Origin of the sequence: Nocardiopsis sp. NPDC006938 (assembly GCF_042869555.1) — a bacterium.
Classification (GTDB): Bacteria; Actinomycetota; Actinomycetes; order Streptosporangiales; family Streptosporangiaceae; genus Nocardiopsis.
In genome coordinates this window covers 36434-54864 of the sequence record NZ_JBIAGA010000025.1, presented here as the reverse complement: position 1 = coordinate 54864, position 18431 = coordinate 36434, and the positions used below count along the sequence as shown (strand labels likewise).

The 18431-nt window shown below is 72.1% G+C and carries 16 protein-coding genes and 1 pseudogene; 11 read left to right on the top strand and 6 right to left on the bottom strand.

What is annotated here, in order from left to right; genetic code table 11:
- The first annotated feature begins 256 nt into the window (after positions 1-256).
- From ACFYL4_RS25730 to ACFYL4_RS25710, 5 genes and pseudogenes are all read left to right on the top strand, one after another.
- Positions 257-610: a hypothetical protein gene (locus tag ACFYL4_RS25730; protein WP_387521743.1), complete on the top strand. Its 354-nt coding sequence runs from the start codon at positions 257-259 to the stop codon at positions 608-610.
- Positions 611-757: 147 nt separating this feature from the next.
- A complete protein-coding gene (locus ACFYL4_RS25725) occupies positions 758-883 on the top strand; it encodes a hypothetical protein (RefSeq protein WP_387521741.1) in 126 nt (41 codons plus the stop codon).
- On the top strand, positions 883-1401 hold the full coding sequence (locus tag ACFYL4_RS25720; RefSeq protein ID WP_387521739.1) for a hypothetical protein: 519 nt from the start codon (positions 883-885) through the stop codon (positions 1399-1401). The genes ACFYL4_RS25725 and ACFYL4_RS25720 overlap by 1 nt, the downstream gene beginning before the upstream one ends.
- 102 nt (positions 1402-1503) lie before the next feature.
- Positions 1504-2047, top strand: a pseudogene (locus ACFYL4_RS25715) (ATP-binding protein).
- Positions 2048-2199: 152 nt separating this feature from the next.
- Entirely contained in the window at positions 2200-2517 is a 318-nt protein-coding gene (locus ACFYL4_RS25710; RefSeq protein WP_387521737.1) for a hypothetical protein, read from the top strand.
- A 469-nt stretch (positions 2518-2986) separates the two neighbouring features.
- On the opposite strand, the gene ACFYL4_RS25705 is transcribed toward ACFYL4_RS25710, so the two are convergent.
- Positions 2987-4273, bottom strand: a complete 1287-nt coding sequence (locus tag ACFYL4_RS25705) for a sensor histidine kinase (RefSeq protein ID WP_387521735.1) — start codon at positions 4271-4273, stop codon at positions 2987-2989.
- 1 nt (position 4274) lies between these two features.
- Entirely contained in the window at positions 4275-4931 is a 657-nt protein-coding gene (locus ACFYL4_RS25700; RefSeq protein ID WP_357764797.1) for a response regulator transcription factor, read from the bottom strand.
- 214 nt (positions 4932-5145) lie between these two features.
- On the opposite strand from ACFYL4_RS25700, the gene ACFYL4_RS25695 reads away from it, so the two are divergent.
- The 4 genes from ACFYL4_RS25695 to ACFYL4_RS25680 are packed head-to-tail and all read left to right on the top strand — an operon-like array spanning position 5146 to position 8865.
- Positions 5146-5652 (top strand): hypothetical protein, encoded by a 507-nt coding sequence (locus ACFYL4_RS25695; RefSeq protein WP_387521733.1) that lies wholly within the window; start codon positions 5146-5148, stop codon positions 5650-5652.
- Positions 5649-6791 (top strand): peptidoglycan-binding protein, encoded by a 1143-nt coding sequence (locus tag ACFYL4_RS25690; RefSeq protein WP_387521731.1) that lies wholly within the window; start codon positions 5649-5651, stop codon positions 6789-6791. The genes ACFYL4_RS25695 and ACFYL4_RS25690 overlap by 4 nt, the downstream gene beginning before the upstream one ends.
- Positions 6788-7636, top strand: coding sequence for an ABC transporter ATP-binding protein (locus ACFYL4_RS25685; protein WP_357764805.1), 849 nt, complete (start codon positions 6788-6790; stop codon positions 7634-7636). The genes ACFYL4_RS25690 and ACFYL4_RS25685 overlap by 4 nt, the downstream gene beginning before the upstream one ends.
- The gene (locus tag ACFYL4_RS25680) at positions 7633-8865 is read left to right on the top strand and encodes an ABC transporter permease (protein WP_357764808.1); all 1233 of its coding nucleotides are present in this window, start codon (positions 7633-7635) and stop codon (positions 8863-8865) included. The genes ACFYL4_RS25685 and ACFYL4_RS25680 overlap by 4 nt, the downstream gene beginning before the upstream one ends.
- 121 nt (positions 8866-8986) lie before the next feature.
- Here the strand turns inward: ACFYL4_RS25680 and ACFYL4_RS25675 are convergent, their stop codons facing one another.
- Entirely contained in the window at positions 8987-10723 is a 1737-nt protein-coding gene (locus ACFYL4_RS25675) for a GAF domain-containing protein (protein WP_357764811.1), read from the bottom strand.
- A gap of 320 nt (positions 10724-11043) precedes the next feature.
- Between ACFYL4_RS25675 and ACFYL4_RS25670 the strand changes: the two genes are divergently transcribed.
- Positions 11044-11889: a hypothetical protein gene (locus ACFYL4_RS25670; protein ID WP_357764814.1), complete on the top strand. Its 846-nt coding sequence runs from the start codon at positions 11044-11046 to the stop codon at positions 11887-11889.
- Between the two features lie 374 nt (positions 11890-12263).
- On the top strand, positions 12264-13421 hold the full coding sequence (locus ACFYL4_RS25665; protein WP_357764817.1) for a hypothetical protein: 1158 nt from the start codon (positions 12264-12266) through the stop codon (positions 13419-13421).
- Positions 13422-13664: 243 nt separating this feature from the next.
- Here the strand turns inward: ACFYL4_RS25665 and ACFYL4_RS25660 are convergent, their stop codons facing one another.
- The 3 genes from ACFYL4_RS25660 to ACFYL4_RS25650 form a co-directional block, all read right to left on the bottom strand.
- Positions 13665-15638, bottom strand: a complete 1974-nt coding sequence (locus ACFYL4_RS25660; RefSeq protein WP_387521727.1) for an LCP family protein — start codon at positions 15636-15638, stop codon at positions 13665-13667.
- Between the two features lie 498 nt (positions 15639-16136).
- On the bottom strand, positions 16137-16850 hold the full coding sequence (locus ACFYL4_RS25655; protein WP_357764822.1) for a hypothetical protein: 714 nt from the start codon (positions 16848-16850) through the stop codon (positions 16137-16139).
- A gap of 357 nt (positions 16851-17207) precedes the next feature.
- Complete coding sequence (locus ACFYL4_RS25650) at positions 17208-18395, bottom strand: ROK family transcriptional regulator (RefSeq protein WP_387521725.1); 1188 nt, start codon at positions 18393-18395, stop codon at positions 17208-17210.
- Between the last annotated feature and the right edge of the window lie 36 nt (positions 18396-18431).

Here is an 18431-nt window from a genome sequence, read left to right as displayed (position 1 = left end):
GTTGATCTAGACAATCCACACCTATGTCGGAGGCCCTCTCTTGCTGTCAAATCACTGCCGGGCTGTACTCAACCTCCATGGTCAGTACACCTAGGCAGGCGGCCCGTGTGCGGGCCTTCGCCGCGAACCCTCGCCGCCACCACCCGTCCCGCTCCTGGAGCCCTGTCATCCCTTCTCCCCGGCGGCCGATCGACGCGGTCCCGGTGGAGGTCCTGCGGGCCGTCCTGGCTGGCCTACGGCGTTTGGTGGTGACCTCGTGAGGCCCGCTCCGCCGTTCTCGCCCGAACTGGCCCGCCGTGAGGTGGTGGCTCCGGTGGCGAGTTTCATCAAGCCCTTCCACTCCCACTACTTCTCCCGCACCGTGGGACCCCCCTACCGCAAACGCCAGTACTCCTTCGCCGGACTCCCCGGACTCATGCCCCTGGTCCGCGCGTTCCTGGACACCAGCGCCGCCGAACGGTGCGAGGAATACCAGTTCCTGTTCACCCTCCTCGGATCGGAGTTGGCCAACAACGCCATCGCCCACAGCAAGTCCAGCGAACGCGGAAGCACTTACACGCTCACCGTGGACCGTGGAGCGAAGGGGATGACGTTGATCTGCCGCGACTAGGGCAGCCGTCTCCCGCAGGAGAAGGGCAACTTCACCGCCGCCACGTTCGAGCAGATCGAAGCCGGAACTGCGACGGGTCGGGGTCTGGCGCTGATCGACGCGCTCGCGGACCGGTGGGGCGACAACGGCGACCCGAAGTTCCGCCAGGTGTGGTTCTTCCTGGCCTACGACCTCACCGACAACCCGTGGATGCAGATCGACACCGAAGACACCGATGACCCCGAGCACCCCGAGGTCGTCGAGCCGCGTCGCAAGGATGAGGTGGAGTGCTGATGTTGGACATCGACACCAGGGACCTGCTCGAAAGCGCTGAAAACGCCCTGACTGCTCCCGAGTATCTGACTCCCGCGCAGGAGGATGTGTGGCACAACCACACCCTGCGCAACCGCATGCCTCTCGTGCTGGAGGCGCTGCGGATCGCCCGGGAGGAAGGCGACGCCGAACGGGCCATGCAGTTGATCGACCAGGCCGTGCACGACTACCCCGCACCCACCCGGATTCCCGGCAACAGGCCGGTACCGGGATCGGTCCCGAGGCAGAACACCCCCACGCAGACACTCCCGGTCCTCGAACGCGAGCTGTCCGAACTGCTGCACACCCACTGGGTGACGACCATCGAAGGAACACCCCCCAACGAGGTGTTCGTAGGCCGACGCCCCCTCGGCTGGACGGGCCAGGGTGATCCCTTCGAGAGGATCACCGCCCCCAGCCGCACCGAACTGTTCCGGCTGCTGGCTCAGCGCCACCGCGCCGACCACCAGCACGACCCGGAACCCCCAACCGCTGCCTGAAGCCTGACCAAGGCGTTCACGAAAAAAGCTCTGGCGGGTGAGCCAACACCCCCAGAGCAGGCCGACAACCCACACTCCGATGAAGAGAAAGCGATTGCCGACATGGCTATTGTGCCGCACGCGCATGCCCTGAACCACACGAACAACCCTCCCCCGGCTGAGTCCCGGTGGGAGTGCCGGGTCTACCCCGGACAGCTCTCCCACACCAGCCGAGTCCGGACCGACCTGAACACCGACCTCAACCGCATGACCGGGGTACCGGCCGAGGTGCGGGAGGAGATGGTGTTGTGTACCAGCGAGATGTTCGCCAACGCCTGCGAGCACTCCCGCTCCGGACAGGACCCCGGACGGCAGGGTGGTCCGCACCCTGGAAGCACCGGTCCCGGGCCTGGTGAGGGTGTCGATCATCGACGACGGCACCAGGACGGACACCATGGTGGACTCCCTCCCGAGGGTTCCGCGCAGGCGCACCCGCAAGGACTGGGAGGAGGCCGAACGCGGACGGGGCCTGCTGATGGTCGGGCACCTCGCGTCCCGGTGGGGGTTCCGGCCGGTGCTGGACTTCCCCTTCTGCGAGGGGCTGGGCACCGTCACCTGGGCCGAGTTCACCCTCCCGGCCTTGGCCGCTACTGGGGGCACCCGATGACTGAGCACATCAGCGCTCAGGTGCGGTCGGTCCTGACCGCACCCCGAGGCCACCGCTTCACCCGACCAGCCGGGCGCCCGCACCGGGCCCTCCCGGTTCCGCCGAAGGCACCCCAGGCGAAGGCACCCCAGACGGAAGCTTCCCGATCGGAGATGCCCTGGGAGGAGACCCACCAGGCCCGACAGGAACGACTGCTCCGCCAGATGGACGGCAACCCCCGGGTCGCGTACATGCTCCAACACGGACCGGTGCCGCACTGGGTCAAGGTCGCCCGTCAACACCGCGAACAGAAGGCCCGCGAAGCCCGAGTCGAGTTGCCGGAACCGGTCCGCACCCGGGGCCGTCACCGTGCACCCCGCCGCTGGTGGGGCTGGCCCGCCACCGCCCTCGCAGCCACCCTCCTCCTCGGACAGACCACCCTGGAAACCCTCGGAGCGAGCCTGGCACCCGACATCGGCATCCCGATCTAACCCGACAACCACAAGCGGGGCCCGGCACACACCGGGCCCCGCGCCACCTCGCGTGCGCGAGGGGCAGCACATCATCGCCCGCGTCGAAGAGGGCCGGTCGGGGCCATCCCCGCGCGCGGGGATTGGTCTCGTGATCCGCGCATCCACTGCCGCCGAGGCTCGTCGCGCGAGTCGTCGGGCATCAGACCTCGCCCCGGCCTCACCGTCATCACCACCGCGCCCACCCGTCCGCCCGCGCGCCGCCTCACTACCGGGAGCGGGGGCGACAGGGTGCGCCGAGCGCGCTTTGTCCCCAGCCTGTGGACAACCCGTCCGAGAAACGTTACGGCCCCCGCCCTCCGGATCGCGTTTCTGGCCGGGGTTCGTTTTCGTTACGTAGTTTCGTCACAGCTCCCTTTCCGTCGCCGTAGCGTCCCCACCCACGTCAGGCACGCCAACGCTTCGACGACCGACCCGCGCCCCGCACCGGTCACAGCTCCGGGAACCCCACGGTGACGACCAGCCCGCCATCCGGCCGCGCCCTCGCCGTGGCCCGGGCACCGTGCGCCGTCGCTATCGAACGAACGATGGACAACCCCAACCCGCTCCCGGGCCTGCTCCGGTGCAGCCGAACCGCGTCACCACGGTGGAAGGGCTCGAACAACTCCTCCGCGTCACCCACCTCCGGCCCGGAGTTGGTCACCCGCAACACCGTGCGCCCCGCCGCCGTGCGCACACGCACCTCCACCCACCCGTCGTCGGCGTTGTACCGGACGGCGTTCTCCACCAGGTTGCGCACCAGGTGCTCCAACAGCACGGGGTCGCCGTCCGCCGGAGCGGGCTCCACGTCCAGGCGCAGGTCGACCCCCTCCTCCTCGGCCGCCCCCGCCTGCTGGCCGACCACGTTCACCGCCACCGCGGCCAGGTCCACCACCTCGGTCCGCGCCAACCCGCGATCAGACCGCGCCAACAACAGCAGCCCGTTGATCAGCGCCTCACTGCGCGCCACCGAATCCAGCGCCCTCCGGAAGGCCGGCCGCAGGTCCTCGGGAACCCTGTCCTGGGCCAGCGGCACCTCCAGCGCCGCCCGCTGCACCGACAACGGCGTGCGCAGCTCGTGCGAAGCGTTGGAGACGAACCGGCGCTGCGAGTCGAACGCCCGCTCCAACCGCGACAACATCCCGTCGAAGGTGTCGCCCAGCTCCCGGAACTCGTCCTCGGGGCCCCTCAGGTCGAGCCTGCTGTGCAGGTCGTGCTCGGACAGGGTGCGCGCCGCATCGGTCACCCGGTGCAGGCGCCGGAGCGGCCCGCCCGCGATCACCCACCCGGCCAGCGCCGCCAACAGGGTGACACCCGCCAGGATCAGCGCCGAGTTGACGAGCAGATCCGACAACACACCCGTCTGGTAGTCGTCCACCAGGAGAGCCAGGGGCTCGGCCTCGGTCGCCGCCCAATCGGTGGCCGGAGCCGACTCTCCGGCCGGAGCCCTCTCCCCGGTCGGAGCCGGAACGGTGGGGGCCGGAACGACGAGGGTCCGCGCCGGATCGTCGGTGGGCAGCGCCGCCGTCATCGACAACTCGACCCCCCGCAGCTCCAGACTCGCGGAGACCATCGCGTAGTTGGCGGTGAGCAGCAGCGCCCCGCCGAGAGCGAAGACCCCCGTGTAGACGAGGGCCAGCTTCGTACGCAGGGTCAGGCCGGTGAACCGGCCCAGCCAACGCCGGACCGTACGGTGGACGGCCCCGGGCCCCGCTCCGGGGGCGGTCGCGGCGGGCACGTCAGATCCGGTAGCCGTGACCGGGCACGGTCTCGATCACCGGAGGCGCGCCGAGCTTGCGGCGCAACCCGTGCACCACCACCTTGAGCACCCCGCTGAACGGGTCCAGATGGGCGTCCCACACCTTCTCGATCAGGTGGGTCGCGGCCACCGGCGCACCGTCGGCGCGCAACAGCTCCTCCAGCACCCCCAGCTCCTTGGGGGAGAGCGAGAGCGCCCGCCCGTCCCGGGTCGCGGTCCGCCGCGTGGTGTCCAGCACCAGCCCCGCCCTACTGAGAGTGGGCGGCGCCGCCGGACGCGCCCGCCGCCCCAGGGCCCGCACCCGCGCCACCAGTTCCAGGTACGCGAAGGGCTTGGCCAGGTAGTCGTCGGCGCCCAGGTCGAGCCCGTCCACCCGGTCCTCCAGCCCGCCAGCTGCCGTGAGCATCAGCACCCGGGCCTGCACGCCGGGGTCCTCGGCGATCCGCAGACACACCTGGTCGCCGTGCAGGACGGGGAGGTCGCGGTCCAGCACCACCACGTCGTAGTCGTGCACGGAGGCCATCTCCAGACCGGTGTCGCCGTCGTGGCACACGTCCACGGCCATGCCCTCACCGCGCAGCCCCTCGGCCACGGTCTCCGCCAGATCCGGCTCGTCCTCCACCACCAGAATGCGCATGCGTTCCCCTCGCCCCGAACCGGTCGCCGGAAGTCCCGACCGACCAGCACTATCGACCGCCCGGTTAGGCCGAGGTTAACCCCGCCACCACAGCGCGAACGGGCGACCGCACAGACCACGGGACCCTAACCACCGGCTAACCGGGCCCCGGCTGACATGTGTCGTGCACCGACCAGGGCGCCGACGGAACCGGCGCCCGCACCAGGAGGACCACATGCGCTCACTGACCCTCATAACCGTGGCCACGGCGACCGCCGGGCTGTTGGCCACCGGCTGCGGGGTACTCGGAGAGGGCGACGCGGCCGACTCGGAGGCCTCCTCCGAGAAGACCATGGAGGAGGCGATGCTGGACTACGCGGCCTGCATGCGCGACGCCGGTTTCGACATGCCCGACCCCGACCCGGACGGCGGCATGATCGCCCTCCCCGCCCTGGAGGAACCCGACGACGAGATGCTGGCGGCCATGGAGGAGTGCGACGCCCTCCTGCCCGTGGACGAGGACCCCCTCACCGACGAGGAACGGTTCGAGGCCGACCTCCGGATCGCCGAGTGCCTGCGGGAACACGGCATCGACATCGAGGACCCCGAACGCGGCATGGGCCTGGCGATCCCGATCGACCCCGACGACGACGAGCACATGGCGGCGGTCAGTGCCTGCACCGGCGCGGACGACGCCGAATCCGGGGGCGTGGTCGAGCTGGAGGCCGAGGGCGACTCGTGAGCACGGACACCGAACTCCTTCCGGAGGAGACCGACGACGCGGAACGCCCCCGCCGTCGCCGCGGCCGCGGCTTCGTCTGGTTGGCCGCGGCACTGGCGACCCTCGCGGTGCTGTGCGCGGGAGCCGCGGTCACGGTCTGGGGCTGGCCGCAGGGCCCCAAGGAGGAGACACCGACGGCACCGGCGGCCACCGCCACCGTCGAACGCACCACCCTGCTCCGGGAGGAACGGCTGGACGGCACCCTCGGCTACGCGGGCGGCGGTTCGTTCTTCTCGCGCTCGGACGGCGTGCTCACCTGGCTCCCCGAGGAGGGCACCGAACGCTCCGCCGGACAGCGCGTCTGGGAGGTCGACGGCCGCCCCGTCATCCTGCTGCGGGGCGACACACCCGCCTACCGCACACTGGAACCCGGTTCCAAGGGGCCGGACGTGCGCCAGTTCGAGCAGGCCCTCGCCGAGCTCGGGTACGGCGGGTTCACCGTCGACGACGAGTACACGTGGCTCACCGCCGAGGCCGTGAAGCGCTGGCAGCGGGACACCGACGGCATGGAGGTCACCGGCACCGTCGGGCCGGACCAGATCTGGTACACCTCCGGCCCGGTCCGGGTGACCGGACACGAAGCGGCGGTGGGCGAGAACGTGGCCCCGGCCACGCCCCTGCTCACCACCGCGTCCACCCGCCGTGTGGTCAGGGTCGACCTCAAGGTGGGCGACCGCGACCTCCTGAACGAGGGCGACGAGGTCACCGTGGAGATGCCCGGAGGCGGGACGGTCACCGGCGAGGTGGAGTCCGTGGCCGACGTCGCCAAGGTCGAGGAGGACGAGGCGGGCACGGGTGGAGAGGGCACACCGACCGTGGAGGTACTGGTGGCCCTGGACGAGGACGGTGAGGGGGCCGAGGACTTCCTCGACCGGGCGCCGGTCAAGATCCGCGCGCGGGGGGACTCCCGCGAGGACGTGCTCGCCGCACCGGTGGGCGCGCTCATCGCCCTCTCCGGCGGCGGATACGGGATGTCGGTGGTCGGCGGCGACGGGACGGTGCGCGACGTCTCCGTGGAGACCGGCTGGTTCTCCGACGGCCTGGTGGAGGTGACCGGTGACGGCATCGACGCGGGCACCGAGGTGGTGGTCCCCGAATGACCGCCGTGGAGTTCACCGGGGTGAGCCGCCACTATCCGGGCGGAGTGCGGGCGCTGGACGGGGTGGACCTGCGTGTGGAACGGGGGGAGCTGCTCGCGATCGTCGGCCCCTCCGGTTCGGGAAAGTCCACCCTGCTCAACCTGCTCGGCACCCTGGACGCCCCGACGGCAGGAACCGTGCGCGTGTTCGATCACGACGTCGGGTCCCTGTCGGACGACCAGCTCGCCGCGCTGCGGGCGCGGAGGATCGGGTTCGTGTTCCAGCAGTTCCACCTCGCGCCCAACGTGCGGGCCGTGGACAACGTGGCGGACGGACTCCTGTACTCCGGGGCGCCCTTCAGGGAACGGCTGCGCCGGGCCCACCGGGCACTGGAACGGGTGGGGCTGGCGGACCGGGCCCGGCACCGGCCGCACGAACTCTCCGGTGGACAGAAACAGCGGGTGGCGATCGCCCGCGCCGTCGTGGGATCGCCGCCGCTGCTCCTGGCCGACGAACCCACCGGGGCCCTGGACACCGCCTCGGGTGAGGCCGTGATGCGGGTGCTGGGAGAGCTGAACGAGGACGGGGTGACGGTCGTGGTGATCACCCACGACCGTGAGCTGGCCGCCTCGCTGCCGCGCCGGGTCGAGGTGCGCGACGGCCGGGTGGTGTCCGACTCGGGCGCGGGCGCCCCAGGGGTCACCGGTCTCACCAGCGGCCCAGGTGTCCCGGGAGTCTCTGGTTCCTCTGCCGTTGCGCGCGCCACCGAGGCCCCGGAGTCCCCGGAAACCCCCGAGGGCCCCGAAGCACCCCAGACCGCCGACCCACCGGGGCGGACCCGGCGACGGGCGGAGGCGGAGCGGTGAGAACCCCTCTCCAACGGTGGCGCGACCGGAGGACACCGCTGCGCCCCGCCCGCCTCTCGCTGCCCGACCGGCTGCGCACCGGGTCGAGCGGGCTGCGCGCCCGGCCCACCCGCGTCGTCCTCTCCGCCCTGGGCATCGCCATCGGGATCGCCGCGATGGTCGCCGTCGTGGGCGTCTCCTCCTCCGGCCAGGCCGAACTGGACCAGCGGATCGCCCGGTTGGGCACCAACCTGGTGACCGTCGCCCCCGGCAGCGACCTCTTCGGCGGAGACGCCACACTCCCTCCGGAGGCTCGGGGCCGGATCGACCGGATGCCGGAGGTCGAGCACACCTCGCAGGTCGAGCAGGTGAGCGGCGCCAACGTCTACCGGAGCGACCTCGTGCCGCGCGGCGAGTCGGGCGGAATCACCACCTACGGGGTCGACCTCGACCTGGTGGAGGCCGTCCGCGCGCGGGTGGGCGAGGGCACCTGGCTGAACGAGGCCACCTCCGACCACCCGGCGGTCGTCCTCGGCGCCTCGGCGGCCCGGCGCCTGGGCGTCGAGCGGATCACCCCGGACACCCTGGTGCTCATCGGCGACACCTACTTCTCCGTGGTCGGAGTCCTGGAGCGGGCCGAGCTCGCGCCGGAGCTCGACAACGCGGCGCTGGTCGGCCAGAACGTCGCCGAGGAGGTGCTCGGGGCCGAGGGGGAGGCCTCCACCGTGTACGTGCGGGTCGACCCGGCGCAGGTGGAGCGGGTGCGCGACGACGTGGGCCGCAACGCCAACCCCGAGAAACCGAACGAGGTGAAGGTGTCCCGGCCTTCGGACGCGCTGGAGGCGCAGCAGGCCGCGGACCAGACCTTCCAGGGGCTGCTGCTGGGCCTGGGTGGGGTGGCCCTGCTCGTGGGTGGGGTGGGGGTGGCCAACACCATGGTCATCTCCGTGCTGGAACGCCGGGGCGAGATCGGGCTGCGGCGCGCCCTGGGCGCCACCCGCCGCGACATCCGGGGACAGTTCCTGGTGGAGGCGATGGCGCTCTCCGCGTTGGGCGGCGTGTTCGGGGTGGTGCTGGGCGCCGTCGCGACGGCCGGGTACGCGCTGCTGCGCGGCTGGCCGGTCGCCCTGCCCTGGTGGGCGGGGGCGGGCGCGGTGGTCGCGACCATCGTGATCGGCGCGGTTGCCGGGATCGTGCCCGCGCTGCGGGCCGCCGCCCAGCACCCCACGGAGGCGCTCGGCACGGCCTGAGCGGGGCCCGTCAGCCCTCGCCCGTCCCGGCCCCGGCGGACCTGTCCCGCCGGGGGCCAGCCCCCCGCACCCGGCTCAGGCGGACCGGCCTCCCAGGCCCGGGGCCGGTCCGCCGCCGGTCTCAACCGATCGGTTCGGACTCCGGCACCGGCACCCGCCACACCAGCACGGTGCCGCCGTCCTCGCCCCGGCCCGCGCTGAACCCGCCGCCCAGGGCCTGGGCCCGCTGTTCCAGGTTGCGCAGACCGCTGCGGCGGCCGCCCTCGGGCAGCCCCACCCCGTTGTCGGTCACCGTCAGCGTGAGGGCGGTGGGGCGGCCCGTGGCCGACCGCTCCTCCACCGTCACCGAGACGTGCACCTCCGTGGCCCGCGCGTGCCGGGCGACGTTGGTCAGCCCCTCACCCAGAACGGCCAGCAGTTGTTCACCGACCTCGTCGGGCACGGACGCGTCGATCGGGCCGTCCAGGCTCACCCCCGGGTGGCAGCCCAGGCTGTGCGCGGTGTTCTCCGACAACCGCAGGATCTGCTCCCGCAGCGAGGTGTCGCGCCTGCTCGGCGGGTGCTGGAGGTCGAAGATGGTCGACCTGATCTCACGGATCGTGCCGTCCAGCTCGTCGATGGTGCGCTGGACGCGCTCCTCGGCCTCCGTCGAGTCGATCAGCCGCACCGTGCTCATGAGGGTCATCGCCGACGCGAACAGCCGTTGGATCACCACGTCGTGCAGGTCCTTGGCGATCCGGTCCCGCTCCTCCAGGACCACGATCCGCTCGCTGTCCCGCCGGGCCTCGGCCAGCTCCAACGCCACCCCCGCCTGGACCGAGAACGCGTTGAGCATCCTCCGTATGTTGGAGTCGAACGGCGCGCGGTCGGACAGTTTGCCGAGCAGCAGTACCCCCCGCGTGTTGCCGGGGGTGCCCAGCGGCACCAGCAGGCCGGGTCCGTAGCCGCGGTGGGTGAGCATGGGGCAGTTCGCCTGGCGCAGGTCCGGGATGGCCACGGCCTCGCCCGACGCGTACACCTGCCCGCACGCGGAGTCCTGGATCTCCACCGGGGTGCCGAGAATCTCCTGGGCGATCGGCCCGTCGGCGATCTCCGCGAACAGGTGCCCGCGCGCGTGCGGGTCCGGCAGCATCACCACGGCGGTGTCGGCGCGGGCGATCTCCCTGGCCTGGGCGGCCAGGTAGGCCAGCACCTCGTCACCGTCCGACCCCGAGAGCAGCCGTGTGGTGATCTCCGTGGAGGCGGCCAGCCAGCGCTCCCGCAGCCGGGTCTCCTCGTAGAGGCGGGCGTTCTCGATCGCCACACCGGCCGCGGTGGCCAGCGCCGTCACGATGGTCTCGTCCTCCTCGTCGAACTCCCCGCCGTTCTCCTTCTCGGTCAGGTAGAGGTTGCCGAACACCTCGCCGCGCACCTGGATCGGTACGCCCAGGAAGCTCGACATCCGGGGGTGGCCCTCCGGGAAACCGCCGAAGTCGGGGTGGTCGCGCAGGTCCGCCAGCCGGAGGGTGGCCTGCTCGAACGAGGGGGTGCCCAGCACTCCCTTGCCGTGCGGGAACCGGCCGATGCGTTCGGCCTGCGCCCGGGTGAACCCGACCGGGATGAACTCGGTGAAACCGCCGTCCTCGCCGATCACGCCCAGCCCGGCGAACCTGGCCTCGGCCAGGTGCGCGGCGGCCTCGGTGAGCCGTCGGAGTACGGTCGCCAGATCCAGGTCACCACCGATGTCCAGGACGGCTTGGAGCAGTGAGTGCATCCTCCCCTGGGCGGAAAGCCCCGGGTTCATCTGGGAGTGCACCTCCGAGATGAGCTCGTCCAGGGACTTCGGGGACCACCGGTGGCTCTGGGGGATCTTGGTCATGTGTGGTTCAACCTCCGCAGAGCCGTTGAGGGGTTGAGGGCTAATACTCGAATTGTCGTTGGTTTTTTCCCGGTTTGCCACATCTTGCAGTTAGGAAGCTTGTTCGAGGGACGGAGAATTCCCCGGGAATCGAGGACAGCGGCCCGGCAATTCATGCTAACGTCACGGTCAGTCGGCGCAGGAAGGCATTCTGTGACCTCGCGCCCAGCCCCTCGCACCCCCTCGTTCCGGGGTGACGATCACACGAACCCCACGAGCCCGCTCGTCCCTCCCGTGCCCCATCGGAGCGGACCGGCTCACACGGCGGAAGGAAGCCCCCGGTGTCTGGATACCACGGTACGGTCGGCGCCACAGGCGTCCGTCCCGCCGTGTGCCCGGAACCACTCCGGCGGGCCCTCACGCTCGCCGGACTGCTCACCGGCATCCTCTTCACCGTGTGGCTCGCCTGGGCCGCCCCCGCGCACTCCTCCGAGCTGCCCGGAGCCGACAACCCCCTCACCTCCGGTGTGGTGGGCGGTTCCGGACTGATGTCGGGCACCGAGTCGCTCGGGGGTTCCCTCGGCGGCGCGGTCACCAGCGTGGGCGAACACGCCACCCGGCACGCCACGGGTGCGGTGGGCGGGGCCTCCGAGGCCGCCCGCGCGGTCGAGGCCGAGGCCTCCGTTCCCGTTCAGCAGGTCCGGGACGCGGTGAGGGAGACCTCCCTCGCGCACCCCGACCACCTGACCGAACTGGTCTCCACCGATCCCGCCCGGGTTACCGAACCCGTCTCGGGCACCGAAGACGAGACCCCCGCCGACCAGGGCGGGAACACCCGAGAGCCGGACGCCCAGGCGTCGCAGGAGCGGGACGCGCACGCCCAGCCGCCCGCCGCGCGGGCCCTGGTCGAGGCGCGGGAACACGGCACCGCCGAGTCCCCGGCCACCGACTCCGACGACCGCGACCGGGCCATGGACACCGCCCCCCGCTCCGCCGAGTCGCCCACCGCCATCGCGGGCGGCACCGCCCCCGCTTCCGGCGGGGCCCCCGCCGCGCCCGCCGTCGCCGGGTTCCTGCCCGTCACCGGCGCCCCGGCGCCCGCCCCCGGCCTGTTCGAGGCCGCCCGGCACGTCCTGCGCTCGGCCCCCGCCGACTCCGCGGACGAGCCGACCTTCTCTCCGGACTAGCGGACCACCGGACCGCGTCCCGCGCCGCACGCCCTGAGCGTCCCGCGCCGCACGCGACCAACCCGGCACGGCTTCTCCAGCCACACCCGTCCCAGCGGCACCAACACTCGGTGACCTTCTGGGGGTTGACGTGAACCCCGCACCTCGAACGCGAGGTTCACGTCAGCCGGTGGTCCGCCAGACCGACCGACTGAATCCGGATCGAACCCACTCGCCCCCACCAGGGACGCACGGGTTCGCCGACCGGAGAGCTCGCCCGCACCACCTCAGGACCGACGCCCCCGGCCAGGGAGAAGGTCCGACGCGACGGGGCACGACACCCGCTCCGTCGCGCCCCCGCGAACAGAACACACGCTCACCCCGGAAGGACTCTCATGTTCCACACCGCCCGTACCTCTGCTCGGACCCTCCTGCTGGCCGCCGGGACCGCCGGATTCGTCGCCCTCGGCGCCGGCGTCGCCGGGGCGGACACGCTCGGCGGTGTCACGGACCAGCTCCCCCTGGGCGACCTCGGCACCCAGGTCCCCAGCGCCCTGACCGAAGGCGTCTCCACCCCGCTCGGCGACCTGGTCAAGGTCGAGCCCGGCGAGATCTCCGCCCAGCCCGAGCTCCAGCACCAGTCCGGCCAGAGCGACCCCGTGGGCACCGTGGTCGGCGACACCGTCTCCAGCGACGCCCTCTCCACCAACACCCCGATCACCACCGGCGGGGACAACGCCGGTAACGTCGGCCCGCTCGACCTCGGCACCGCCACCGACACCCTGCCGCTCAGTGAGGCCGGCGGCGCGGTCGACCCGATCTCCATGCTGCTCGGCGGAACCGGCCTGCTCGACAGCCTCGGTGGTGGCCTTGGCGGCGACCAGACCCTGCCGCTGAGCGCTCCCGTCGACCTCGCCGGGGGGACCGCCGTCGTCGACGACACCGTCACCGAGCTGGGCGGCCGCGCCAAGAGCGGCCTGCACGAGCCCGGTCTCGACGTGGTCGGCCTGGACGACCTGGACGTCCGCCAGCTCGGTGAGACCGTTCCGATGAGCGACCCGGTCGGCCTCGACGCCGGTGAGAACGCCGACCTCACCGGCGGGCTCACCACCCTGCTGCCCAGGGACGTCAAGAACACCCTGCCGATGTCCGCCCCCGCGGAGCTCCAGGTGGTGGGCGCCGCCGAGGACGCCGTCACGGACACTGTGGCCGACGTCCGCGGCGCGGTCAGCGGACTGGGAGTCGAGGAGACCCTGCCGATGTCCGGCGTCGAGGGCCTGGAGCTCGTCGACCCGGCCCTGGACGGCGGCCTGCACGGAGTGAGCGGCCTCGGCGAGAAGGTCGGCTCGATGGGGGCCAGCGACATCGTCGACGTGGCCGGTGGGGCCACCGAGACCACCGGCGGCAGCCTGGTCGACGTCCAGGGGCTGCCCGAGCTGGGCCAGCCCGAGGTCGCCCCGCTGCCCCTCGCCTCCGAACTGCCCACCGGGCAGCTGCCCGTCAACGACCTGCCCGTCGGTGACCTGACCGCCGAGCTCCCGCTCGGCCTGTAGGCCCACGAACGTGCGCCCGCCGGTCGTGGCGGGCGCACCACGCCTCGGGCGGTGAGCGGAACCGCTTCCGCTGACCGTGGTGCCAGTGGGGACTGTGGGGGTTTCCCGGCACGAACCAGCGGACCGTCAGAGTTCCCGCCGCCCGAGGCACCCGCCCTGCCAGGGGCACAGAAGGAGGCCCCCGTCACCACTGGTGACGGGGGCCTCCGCGCCTGTGTCCCGGGGCGCATCGCCGAGGATCGGCTACCAGCCCTCCTCGCCGGTGCCGAATCCGAGACCGTCCTGGCACGGGTTGGACGTGGCGTCGCGGCCCTCGCCCGGGCGGGCCGAGGGAGACGGAGACGCGGCCCCCGCACCCGCCTCGGGGCTGGGGTCGACCGGGGTCGGCTCGTCCATCACGTGCTCCTGCGGGCCGGGCGCGTCGTCGGCGAGGAGCGCGGGCAGCGGGCGGTCCTCACGCACGGCGGAGAACAGCTCGGCGGCCTCGGCCTCGTGCCACATCACCCGGTTGGGGTCGTACGGCGCCTGGTACCAGGGCACGGTGTGGAACTCGATGTCGGACAGGTCGACGTCCGCCATGGTGACGGCGATGGACAGCATCCGGTCCAACGACAGCTCACGGTCGGTGGCACTGTGCTGGGCCACCGCCTGGAGGATGCCGTTGAGCTTGCTCGGGCTGCTCAACACGTCACTGCTGGTCACCTGGTCGGCGAGCGCGGCCAGGAACATCTGCTGCCGGTCGATGCGCCCCATGTCGCCGCCGTCACCGATGTCGTAGCGCGCCCGGACGAACGACAGCGCCTGGTCGCCGTCGAGGGTCTGCTCCCCGGCGGGGAGGTCGAGCTTCGAACGACGGTCCTGCATGGGTTCGGGGATGCACATGTCCACCCCGCCCATGGCGTTCACGACGTCGCGGAAGCTCGCGAAGCTCAGGTGGACGAAGTGGTCGACCCGGATGTCGGTCAGCGACTCGATGGTCCGCACCACGCAGGGCGGTCCGCCGTGGTACATCGCGGCGTTGATCATGCCGAAGTAGCCGTAGGTGCCCTCGGTCTGGCCGTAGGCCTCGCACTGGGGCAGCTGCACCAGTGAGTCACGCGGGAAGCTGACCACCGAGACGCGGTTGTCGGGCGAGATGTGCGCGAGCATCAGCGAGTCGGAACGCTCACCCTCGAACTCGGTCGAGTACGCGGGGCTGTCCTCCTCGTAGCCGTCCGACCCGATGAAGAGGATGTTGACGGCGTCGCTGATCTTGTCGGGCCGCTCCTCGTCGCTGAGCAGGGCCTCGATGTCGTGCTGCACCATGTCGGAACGCAGCGAGTAGTAGTAGGCGTAGGCGGTGCCCACCCCGGCCAGCAGAATCAGCGCCAGGGAGGCGGAGGTCCACATGACGACCCGGCGCAGCCTGCTGCGCTTGCGCTTGTTCCCCCGAGCCGACGTCGCGGCGGCCGCGTCGGCGTTCTCGGGTGCGGCGTCCGGTCCGGGTCGGGTGTCGGCGTCCTCGTCGGAGTCCGGGGCGCCGTCCGCACCGGCGGCCGAAGCGGCTCCGGTGGTCGCGTCGTCCGTGTCCTCGGGTGCGTCGGTGGCCCCGCTGGAGTCAGCGTCTCCGTTGCCTTCGGCGGCTTCTGAGCCCCCAGTGGTCTCGTCGTCCCGGGTGCCACCCGCGGTGTCGGTGGCCTCGGGTGCGTCGGTGGTCCCAGCGGCCTCGGGCTCATCGTCGGTCCCGGTGGCCCCGCTGGAGTCAGCGTCCCCGTCTCCCTCGGCGGCCCCGGGCTCGTCGTCGGTCCCGGCGGCTCCGGCGCCGTCGGCTGCCTCAGCGGCGTCCGACCTCGGCTCGGTTCCGTCGGAGTCAGCCGTGGTGCTCTTCGCCCCGGTCGCGACCGGGGCATCGACGTCGATGACCACGGTCTCCGGCGCGTCGCCCCCGTCACCGGGCTGCTCCGCTCCGGGGACCGCCCCCTCGGCACTCGTCTCGCGCTCGCCGACCTCGTCACCCGCCGCGGATTCGGCGTGCGGCTCCGGTTCGGTGGGACCGGTCTCGTCGGGACCGGTCCCCTCCGCTTCGTCCCTGTTCACGTCAGGCTCCTCGGCGTCCGGCTCGACGGCGTCCTGCTCGGTGGAGTCCGTCGTGCCCCCTCCAGGCGGGGAAGCGGACTCGGAGTTCTCGTCTGGTGTGTGGTCCGCGCCGGGATCGGCGGAGTTCTCGTCAGCGGGCATCGTGACAATCTCGGTGAGTTCGGACAGCTGGGCGTGCCAACGGCCGGACACCGACCCAGCAGGGCCACGCGTCCGAGTCCGGGGGAGGGCGGGGGTCGAACGGGAGAAACACGCGGGCAGGCCGGAATCCTGACCGAAAGATCGCCGCAGGGGGGAGCCGAGGCAGGGGGGAGAGCCGGGACGCCAGCGGAGAGGGGTCGCCAAGAACACCGGAACCCGCGCGTGGCAGTGATCCTAGGTGAAGATCTCGCTGAGTGCGTGCTCGGGTTGTCCATGCGCGCGGTTCCTGACCACAATTGCGCCGTACAATTCCTTCGCCGGGTGACAGACGTCTGCGGCTTACCTGTCCGACTGTCTCATCCGTTCCGCCCGAAGCCGCGTCCGACTCGCCGGTGATCTGCGGTTTCGGGTCGGTGGCACGGCCTTTGGCGCGAAGGTTCGACGCTGTCGCTTCTGGGCGGCTTTCGCGGCCCGGGGCGATCGGTCGCGTGACGACGGTCAGTCGTCCCAGAACCCGCTTTCCTTCTCCTTCTTCTCCTCGGAGGCCTCGGCGGTGGTGGTCGAGGCGCGGCCACCGCTCTTTCCGCTGGTCTTGGCGGTGGTTCTGGGGCTCTTGGCGCTCTTGCGCGCGGTGGTGCCCGATCCGCCGCTGGCGCCGGTGCCGGCGGAGCCCTTGGCGGTGCCGGTGTGGCGTGGGCGGGGGGTCACCTGGCTCTTCTCGATGGGCTCGCTGGGCCGGGGGGCCTCGCCGGAGTGGATGCTGAGGGCCTCCTCCTCGACGCTGAGCATCTTGCGCACCAGGGCGGGAACCTCGGGCAGGCGGTCGGCGCGCAGGTGGGCGCCGAGCACGTCCAGTGCGTGGTCGCACAGGACGCGCTTGGCGGTGGTGGCGTTGACCCCGCTGAGCTGCTGGACCTCGGGCAGGTCGTGCTCGCGCAGCAGACGGACCACCTCGCTGAGCCGCTCCCGGGCCCTGCGGTCGGTCATCGACATGACCGTGAGTTCGGCCTCGCGCAGGAAGTCGGCCCCGTTGCCGGTGCCGTCGCGCTCGGCGATGAAGGCGCTGGTGAGGTTGCGGGCCGAGGTGCGGGTGCCGGTGCGCAGTTCGGCGCGGCGGATCTGCCGGGAGTGCAGGGCGGTGACCACCACGCTGGTGACCAGGCTGATCCCGGCGCCGATCACGACGAGCACGGCGGGGTTGTCGAACAGCATGTGTACGGGAGACCTTTCCGGGCGGTGGTCCGCACGGGACATGGCCACGGTGTTGACGGGGGCGGCGGGTGCGGGGGTGACGGAGGGTGCCCGAGTGCCAGCCGGTACTCGGGTGCGTGACTATTCGGCAGATCGGTACGAGTTGTCAAGTGTCGTGACGGAACGGGCGTTCGCGGACGCGGCGCCCTCGCAGGTCAGACGGGGGCAGGGCCGACAGTTCGGCCTGTGTACCGCTTGCCCGGCACCGATCCGGGTAAACATCGTCGTCCACAGCCTGTGGACAACGCGCGCCCTGGTGGAGGGCCGCGTGGCCAGCGCCTCGACGGAGAGACGCACGGTCGGGCGCGGCACGCGGCCCTATCCGGCCAGGAGTCCGTTGACGGCCTCCGGCGAGAGGATCTCCTCGCTGACCATCGCCGCGCACCCCCGCACCCCGGCGTCGTCCCACAGGGCGCTCGCCACGATCCTCAGCTGGCGGGTCGCCAGGGCCGTGCACTGCTGGAACACGACCTCGCGCACGCCCGCCACCAGGTGGTCGTAGGCCTGCGACAGGTCGCCGCCGAGCACGATGAGCTCGGGGTTGAGCAGATTGACCGCGCCCGCCAGGGTTTCGCCCAGCCTTCTCCCGGCTCCGCGCACCAGGGTGACCGCCACGGGGTCGCCCTCCGAAGCGAGGGCCACCAGCTCCTGGAGCCCGGCCACCTCGCGGCCGCGCTCGGCGGCCTCCACCAGCAGCCGACGACCGCCCGCGACCGCCTCCAGGCAGTCGGTGTTGCCGCAACGGCACGGCAGCCCGCCGCCGTCGCGCACGGGGACGTGGCCGATCTCTCCGGCGGCGCCCAGGGCCCCGCGCAGCAGCCGCCCGCCGGAGACCAGACCGGCGCCGATCCCCGTGGAGACCTTCACGAACACCATGTCGTCGGTGGGCCCGTGCCCGCCCGCGACGTGTTCGCCGAGCGCCATCACGTTCACGTCGTTGTCGACCATCACCGGCACGGGGAAGCGTTCGCGGACCAGGGGGGCCAGCTCCACCCCGGCCCACTTGCCGAGGAAGGGCCGGTCCTCGGCCCGGCCCGCGTGGAACTCCACGGTGCCGGGCAGGCCGATGCCCACGCCGCGCACCTCCTCCGGCGAGCGGCCCAGCTCGCGGATCTGGCGCGACCAGGTGTCGAGGAACCAGGGGACGGTGGCGTCCGGGCCCTGCTCCATGCTGGGCGAGCCGGGGGTCCGCACGAGCACCCGACCGTCGAGGTCGCACACGGCGGCCTGGCTGCGGGCCATGCCCAGGGCGGCGGTGAGGATCAGCCCGCTGGCGGCGTTGAACTCCAGGAGCGTGGGCGGCCTGCCTCCGCTGGACGCCGCCCGGGTCCCCTCGGTCACCAGTCCGCCGTCCATCAGCTCGGTGACCCGCAGTGCCACGGACGGCCGGGAGAGCCCCGTGGCCCGCGCGATCTCGGAGCGGCTGGTGGCGCTGCCGGTGCGGATCATCTCCAGGATGTGGCCGCTGGTGGCGGTGGAGGACAAGCGTCCGGGGGTTCTGGCCATGCCTCATTCAACCATTCACTCGACGGTGTGGCTTGA

Excerpts from the sequence above, each read along its gene's own strand:
- ACFYL4_RS25720 (WP_387521739.1), top strand. The coding sequence starts at position 883 with ATGTTGGACATCGACACCAGGGACCTGCTCGAAAGCGCTGAAAACGCC.
- ACFYL4_RS25660 (WP_387521727.1), bottom strand. The coding sequence starts at position 15,638 with ATGCCCGCTGACGAGAACTCCGCCGATCCCGGCGCGGACCACACACCA.
- ACFYL4_RS25675 (WP_357764811.1), bottom strand. The coding sequence starts at position 10,723 with ATGACCAAGATCCCCCAGAGCCACCGGTGGTCCCCGAAGTCCCTGGAC.
- ACFYL4_RS25700 (WP_357764797.1), bottom strand. The coding sequence starts at position 4,931 with ATGCGCATTCTGGTGGTGGAGGACGAGCCGGATCTGGCGGAGACCGTG.
- ACFYL4_RS25665 (WP_357764817.1), top strand. The coding sequence starts at position 12,264 with ATGTTCCACACCGCCCGTACCTCTGCTCGGACCCTCCTGCTGGCCGCC.
- ACFYL4_RS25650 (WP_387521725.1), bottom strand. The coding sequence starts at position 18,395 with ATGGCCAGAACCCCCGGACGCTTGTCCTCCACCGCCACCAGCGGCCAC.
- ACFYL4_RS25695 (WP_387521733.1), top strand. The coding sequence starts at position 5,146 with ATGCGCTCACTGACCCTCATAACCGTGGCCACGGCGACCGCCGGGCTG.
- ACFYL4_RS25655 (WP_357764822.1), bottom strand. The coding sequence starts at position 16,850 with ATGCTGTTCGACAACCCCGCCGTGCTCGTCGTGATCGGCGCCGGGATC.
- ACFYL4_RS25710 (WP_387521737.1), top strand. The coding sequence starts at position 2,200 with ATGCCCTGGGAGGAGACCCACCAGGCCCGACAGGAACGACTGCTCCGC.
- ACFYL4_RS25685 (WP_357764805.1), top strand. The coding sequence starts at position 6,788 with ATGACCGCCGTGGAGTTCACCGGGGTGAGCCGCCACTATCCGGGCGGA.